The organism is Massilia glaciei (genome assembly GCF_003011895.2).
Taxonomy (GTDB): Bacteria; Pseudomonadota; Gammaproteobacteria; order Burkholderiales; family Burkholderiaceae_D; genus Telluria_A; species Telluria_A glaciei.
The window spans coordinates 47,351-53,457 of record NZ_PXWF02000225.1 but is presented as its reverse complement, the minus strand read 5'-3'; the positions used below and the strand labels follow the sequence as shown (position 1 = coordinate 53,457).

Annotated in this window: 5 protein-coding genes and 1 pseudogene; 3 read left to right on the top strand and 3 right to left on the bottom strand. The window is 71.6% G+C overall.

Annotated features, from left to right (window positions below; genetic code table 11):
- The 3 genes and pseudogenes from C7C56_RS30865 to C7C56_RS30855 form a co-directional block, all read right to left on the bottom strand.
- On the bottom strand, positions 1–1,664 hold a 1,664-nt coding region (locus C7C56_RS30865; RefSeq protein ID WP_502506511.1), incomplete at its 3' end, for a DEAD/DEAH box helicase.
- A gap of 194 nt (positions 1,665–1,858) precedes the next feature.
- Positions 1,859–2,476, bottom strand: a pseudogene (locus C7C56_RS30860) (helicase-related protein); the annotation flags it as partial.
- Positions 2,473–2,772, bottom strand: a complete 300-nt coding sequence (locus C7C56_RS30855) for a DEAD/DEAH box helicase (RefSeq protein WP_441295173.1) — start codon at positions 2,770–2,772, stop codon at positions 2,473–2,475. The gene C7C56_RS30855 and the pseudogene C7C56_RS30860, both read right to left, overlap by 4 nt.
- A gap of 406 nt (positions 2,773–3,178) precedes the next feature.
- On the opposite strand from C7C56_RS30855, the gene C7C56_RS30315 reads away from it, so the two are divergent.
- The 3 genes from C7C56_RS30315 (at position 3,179) to C7C56_RS13830 (ending at position 6,067) form a co-directional block, all read left to right on the top strand.
- Complete coding sequence (locus tag C7C56_RS30315) at positions 3,179–3,307, top strand: hypothetical protein (RefSeq protein ID WP_267874700.1); 129 nt, start codon at positions 3,179–3,181, stop codon at positions 3,305–3,307.
- On the top strand, positions 3,304–5,112 hold the full coding sequence (locus C7C56_RS13835) for a type 1 glutamine amidotransferase family protein (RefSeq protein ID WP_146204478.1): 1,809 nt from the start codon (positions 3,304–3,306) through the stop codon (positions 5,110–5,112). The genes C7C56_RS30315 and C7C56_RS13835 overlap by 4 nt, the downstream gene beginning before the upstream one ends.
- A gap of 82 nt (positions 5,113–5,194) precedes the next feature.
- The gene (locus tag C7C56_RS13830; protein WP_106757964.1) at positions 5,195–6,067 is read left to right on the top strand and encodes a MurR/RpiR family transcriptional regulator; all 873 of its coding nucleotides are present in this window, start codon (positions 5,195–5,197) and stop codon (positions 6,065–6,067) included.
- Positions 6,068–6,107: the final 40 nt, after the last annotated feature.

The following is a 6,107-nucleotide window of genomic DNA, read 5'->3' as shown; positions in this document are numbered from 1 at the left end:
GCCTGCGGGTAGGCCGCGCGCAGGCAGTCGAGGCGCTCGAGCGCGACCCAGAAGTCGGCGCCGCCGGCGCCGCGCAGGCGGGTGGCGCGCCCGGCCGCGGCCAGCGCTTCGAGCCAGCCGGGCCATCCGTCCTGCGCCGCCGCCTCGGCGTGCGTGACGCAGGCCAGCGCCACCAGCGCCTCCTGCACCTCGTCGGCGTTGCGCGCGCGCGGCCAGGCCTCGTCTGCCACCGCGGCGATGGCGTCGGCGTCGAGCGCGCCAAGGTCGTCGGTGCTGGCCGGGTCGCTCCAGCGCCGGCTCATGACGGCCTGGGTGCGGCGCTCCTCGAGCGGGGCGTCGTCGAGGAAGGCGTAGGGCCGGGCGTTGAGGATCTCGGCGGCCAGCGGCGAGGGCGCGGGCAGGTCGCGCGCCACCAGCCGGACCTGGCCCGCCTCGATGCGGCGCAGCAGGGCCAGCCAGCCTTCGCTGTCCATTGCCTCGTGCAGGCAGTCGTCGAGGGTCTGGTCGACCAGCGGGTGGCTGGGCAGTTCGCGTTCGCCGACGATGTTCTCGAGGCAGGCCGCCTGCTCGGGGAAGACCGAGGCCAGCAGGTCGTCGCTCTTCATGCGCTGCAACTGGGGCGCGACCTTGCGCCCGCCGCTAAAGCGCGGCAGGGCCAGCGCGGTGGTGGCGTTCCAGCGCCACCGCACGTTGAACAATGGCGCGTCGAGCAGGGCCTGCACCAGCACCTGCTCGGCGCTCGCCGCGCGCAGGTAGCGCCACACCTCGTCGAGCGGAAAACTGTGGCTGGTCGAGAGCGACAGGATGATCGCGTCCTCGGTGGCGGCGGCCTGCAATTCAAAGTTGAAGCTGCGGCAGAAGCGCTTGCGCAGCGCCAGCCCCCAGGCCCGGTTGATGCGGCTGCCAAAGGGCGTGTGCAGCACCAGTTGCATGCCGCCAGATTCGTCGAAGAAGCGCTCCATGACCAGCGTGTCTTGGGTCGGAAGAAAGCCCAGCGCGGCGCGCGCGCGGGCCAGGTAGTCGGTGATTTGCCGGGCGGCGTCCTCGCCCAGGCCGAGGTGCCCGCCGAGCCACGCCACGGCGCGCTCGAGGGCGGCGCCGTTGTCCGCGCCGGCCGCCGGCGGCGCGGACAGCTGCTGCTCGAGCTCGGCGCGCAGGCGCGCCACGCCGGCCGACAGTTCGTCGCTGCGGCCCGGCGCCTCGCCCAGCCAGAACGGGATGTTGGGCGCGGCGCCGCGCGCGTCCTCGACCCGCACCTTGCCGGCGTCGACCCGCAGGATGCGGTAGGACGTGTTGCCAAGTTGGAAAACGTCGCCCGCCAGGCTCTCGATGGCGAAGTCCTCGTTGACGGTGCCGACCGAGTGGCCCTGCGGTTCGAGCAGCACGGTGTAGTCGGCGTTGTCCGGTATTGTGCCGCCGGAGGTGACCGCGGTGAGCGCGGCGCCGCGCCGGCCGCGCAGCGAGCGTGTCGCGGCGTCGCGGTGCAGGTAGGCGCCGCGCGCGCCGAAGCGGGTGTTGTAGCCTTCGGCGAGCATGCGCAGGACGGCCTCGTAGCTGGCCCGCTCGAGCCGCGCGTAGGGCTGGGCGCGGCGCAGCAGGTCGAACAGTTCGTCCTCGCCCCATTCGCGGCAGGCCACTTCTGCCACGATCTGCTGGGCCAGCACGTCGAGCGGGCGACTGGGATGCGCAGGGCGTCGAGCTCGCCGCGCCGCACGCAGTCGAGCAGGGCGGCGCATTCGACCAAGTCGTCGCGCGAGGTCGGGAACAGGCGGCCCTTGGGCATGCCGCCAACCTGGTGGCCCGAGCGGCCCACGCGCTGCAGCAGGGCTGCGATGTTGCGCGGCGAGCCGACCTGGCACACCAGGTCGACGTCGCCGATGTCGATGCCCAGTTCGAGCGAGGCGGTGGCCACCAGCACCCGCAGTTCGCCGCGCTTGAGGCGCTGTTCGGCGGCCAGCCGGTACTCCTTGGCCAGGCTGCCGTGGTGCGCCGCCACGTGCTCCGTGCCGAGCCGGTCGGCCAGGTGGCGCGCCACCCGCTCGGCCATGCGGCGCGTGTTGACGAAGATGAGCGTGGTCCGGTGCAGCGCCACCAGTTCGGCCATGCGGTCGTAGACGCGCTCCCACACCTCGTTCGGCATGACCGCCTCGAGCGGCACCGGCGGCAGTTCGAGCGCCAGGTCGCGCGCGCGGGCGTGGCCGACGTCGACCAACGCGCAGTCTTGGCCGACCCCGCCGCCGCCGACCAAAAAGGCGGCGACGGCCGACAGCGGCTTTTGGGTCGCCGACAGGCCCACCCGCACCGGGCGCCGCGGGCACAGGGCGTCGAGCCGCTCGAGGCTGAGCGCCAGATGGCTGCCGCGCTTGCTGCCGGCCACCGCGTGGATCTCGTCGACGATCACCGTGCGCACCGTCGAGAGCATGGCGCGCCCGCTGCCTGAGCCGAGCAGCACATACAACGATTCGGGCGTCGTCACGAGGTGTGCGGGGCGCGCTTGCGCATGGCGTTGCGCTCGGCGGTGGTGCTGTCGCCGGTGCGCACGGCGGCGCGGATGCCGTGCGCGGGCAGGCCCATCGCGGCGAGCTGGCGGTCGATGCCCTCTAGCGGGGCTTGCAGGTTGAGCCGGATGTCGTTCGACAGCGCCTTGAGCGGCGACACATAGAGCACCTGGGTTGCGTCGGGGAGGGCGGCGGCGCCGCTCTCGGCCACCAGCGCGTCGATCGCGGCCAGGAAGGCGGTCAGCGTCTTGCCGGAGCCGGTGGGCGCGGCCACCAGCGTCGGGCGGCCGGCCTTGATCAGCGGTCAGGCGCGCGACTGCGCCTCGGTCGCGGCCGGGAAGGCCGCACCGAACCAGGCTGCGACGGCGGGGTGGAAGTTGTTCCACGTGCTGTCGAAGGGCGCGCGTTTGATCATGCCTAAGCATATGGCGGCGAGGGCACCAATGGCAAGCCTGGGCGCCATGTTGAGCCCGCGATGTCGACCCGCATCCCGGGATGCGGAGATCTCGGCAGAAATATTTCGGCGAGAATGCGCAGGACGCTAGCGCCACCCTTGTTTGGCGGTAGAAATATTTGTCCATAAAATGTAATTTGTGAAAATTTACGTTTACACTACGCAAGCGAACGATGGGGCGGCCTTAGCCGCTTTCTCCATTTCTTAACATGACAAAGAATTCTCTATGACCTATGTTTTGGCTGTACATGGCGGGGCCGGCGCGCTCGCCGGCGACGGCTGGCTGCGCACCGGCGCGCCGGCGCATACCCGCATCTTCCGCGAGGACGAATCCTCACTTAAGGTGGAGCCATGAAAGGTGGCGCGATGAAAGGTGGCGCCATGAAAGGTGGCGCCATGAAAGGTGGCGCCATGAGGGCCGCCGCGGGAACGTTGGCCGTGATGGCGGCGCTGGCCGGCTGCGCGTTGGCGCCGCCGCAAAGCGCCCCCATCGGCCGGGTGGGCAACATCATCATCGGCGGCGGCATGGTCAATTGTTCGAGCACCCTGGCCGATCCGTCGCGCCAGTGCGCCGCGCCCTGGCGCGAGATCTTGCAGAGCGATCCGGCGTTCGCCGGCGTGCGCGAACAGGACGTGTTGTTCGGCCCGGTGCCGGCGCGCGCGTTCACCTATCTGGTCACGCCGGCGGCGCTGCGCGCCTTCGACGCCCTGCCCGAACGGCTGGTGGCGCGCGCCGACAAGCTGCGCCTGGCGCCGGCGCTGGCGCGGCAGGCGGGCGCGGGGCCGCTCTCGGCCGCGCAATTTAGCGCCGTGCTCGCCGGCGCGGACGGCCCGCTGCTGGCCGCGGCCAGCGAGGTGTTCGTCGAACGCCAGGCCGCCGGTCCGCGCAAGCGCCAGCTGCGCAGCACCGCCTACGCCGCCAACGCCGACACGGCGGCGATCTACCGCGCCTTCGTGGCGGCCGCGGCGGCGGTGTCGGGCAAGCCCCGGCCCACGGTCGGCGTGGTCACCGCCTCGGCGGACAACCCGTACAACGACCACGATCTCAATGTCAGCGCGCTGCGCTCGGCCGGCGCCGAGGTGGTATGGCTGCCGCTCGACGGCGGCCTGCGGCGCGCGCTCGACGCCGGCGATTGCGCGCACCTGGCGATCGACTACAGCGCCTACGCGCAGGTCGGCTCGGGCCGCCAATACCTGCACATGGACCAGATCTTCCCCGACCTCGACGCGCGGCGGCGCCAGGCCTGCGCCGACCAGGCGGCCGGCTTGAACCGGGACCTCGAACGCATCGACGGCATATTTTTCAGCGGCGGCAACCAGGCGCGCCACCTCGACAGCCTGGTGGGGCGCCATGGGCCGAGCGTGCAGCTCCAGATCTTGCGGCGGCGCCACGCCGCCGGCCAACTGGTGGTCGCCGGCAGCAGCGCCGGCGACGCGGTGCAGGCCGGCGGGCAGTGGCGCGGGCGGGCGGTCCCGATGATCGCCGGCGGCGAATCGGCGCTGACGCTCGCCACCGGATTGGCGGTGGCCGGCGTTCCGGTCGAAGAGGGCGCCGAACGCAGGGGCAGCTATTATCCGGGCGGCGGCCTGGGGCTGTTCCCATTCGGGCCGCTCGATTCGCATTTTTCGCAGCGCGGGCGCGAAGGCCGGCTGACCCGGCTGGCGGCCGACAGCGGCATGGACTACGGCTTTGGCGTCGACGAGAACACCGCGCTGGTGGTGGGCAGGCCCGGTCCCGATGGCGGCACCATGATGGGAGTGCTCGGCGAGGGCGGCGTCTGGGTGGTCGACCTGCGCGTTGCGAGCGCGGACGGCGCTGCCGACGGCGCATTCAGCGTGCGCGGCGCGCGCATCCACTACCTGCATGCGGGCGACACTTTGCACGTGGACCGCCAGGGAGCTTTGGTGGTGGCGCTGGCCAAGGGCGCCGCCGACGCTCCGGCCGCCGCGCCGCGCGGCGGGCAATTCAACCTCGCTGGCCTGGTCGACGACATGGCCAGGCGCGGGACGGCCGGGGGCAGGGGAACGATTGGTCGGTTTGAGGTGAGGGTATCGCGGCCAGCCGCGGGGCGCATGGTGCGCACCGCGCGCGGGCGGACCAGCTATTCCGGGCTGAAGATGGACATACTGCCTTGCGCGCAGGCCTGCGCGGCAATGTAGGATGGGCGCGCCAGCTTGCGCTGCCCAGCTTGTTGCCCCACAATCTGGGACCCGGGAACCAGCAACGAGTAGATAGACGACCATGTCCACACCCACCGCCGCACCGGCACACCCCTACGAACGGATACGCGAGGCCGCGCGCGGCGCGCCGCCCGCGCTGGCCGCGGTGGCCGAGTGGCTGCTGCGCCATCCCGCGCAGGCGGCCATGCTCGGCATCGAGGAGATCGCGCGCGAATGCGGCACCTCGGCCGCCAGCGTCAACCGGTTTGCCCGCACGGCCGGATTCGCCGGCTTCACCGAGATGAAAAACGCGCTGGCCCTGGTCATGCGCGCCGCCATCGATCCGGTGCAAAAGCTGCGTGACGAGCAGGGACGCGGCGCCGAGTCGGCGCCGCCGCAGTACCTGGCCATGGCACATGCCAACCTGGAGCAACTGGCGACGGCAAACACGCGCCAGGACATCGAGGCGGCGGCCAAACTGCTGGCCACGCGCGGACGCATTTATGTGCTCGGATTCGGGCTGACCAGCTATGTGTGCGGCTGGCTGGTCGATGCGCTTATCCCTTACAGCCACAGCGTCAGCGCGCTCAGCGCCAGCGGCGGCACCGAGCAAAGCGCCAGCCGGATGAGCACCATCGGCAAGGGCGACGTCCTGATCGCCATCAGCCTGCCGCGCTACTCGATCGCGACCGTCGATTTGGCGCGCTACGCGCGCGAGCGCGGCGCCAAGGTGCTCGTCATCGTCGATTCGCAGGCGGCGCCGCTGGCGAGCGAGGCCGACCTGCGCCTGTTCGCGTCCGCCGTCCACCCGGTGCTGCCGGCCAGCTATGTGGCCGTGCAGATGCTGTGCGAGATGCTGGTCGCCGAAGTCATGCGCAACAACCCGGAGGCGGTCGCGATGGCCGCCGAACTGACCGAGTCGGTCGCCTCGCAATTGAGCGTCGGCCTGGTTTAGGTTCGCCCGACCGCCGCCGCATCCATCCCCCGAGGGAAGC

Bases quoted from the DNA above. Each gene is read 5' to 3' on its own strand.
- C7C56_RS30315 (WP_267874700.1), top strand. From the start codon at position 3,179: ATGACCTATGTTTTGGCTGTACATGGCGGGGCCGGCGCGCTCGCCGGC.
- C7C56_RS13835 (WP_146204478.1), top strand. From the start codon at position 3,304: ATGAAAGGTGGCGCGATGAAAGGTGGCGCCATGAAAGGTGGCGCCATG.
- C7C56_RS13830 (WP_106757964.1), top strand. From the start codon at position 5,195: ATGTCCACACCCACCGCCGCACCGGCACACCCCTACGAACGGATACGC.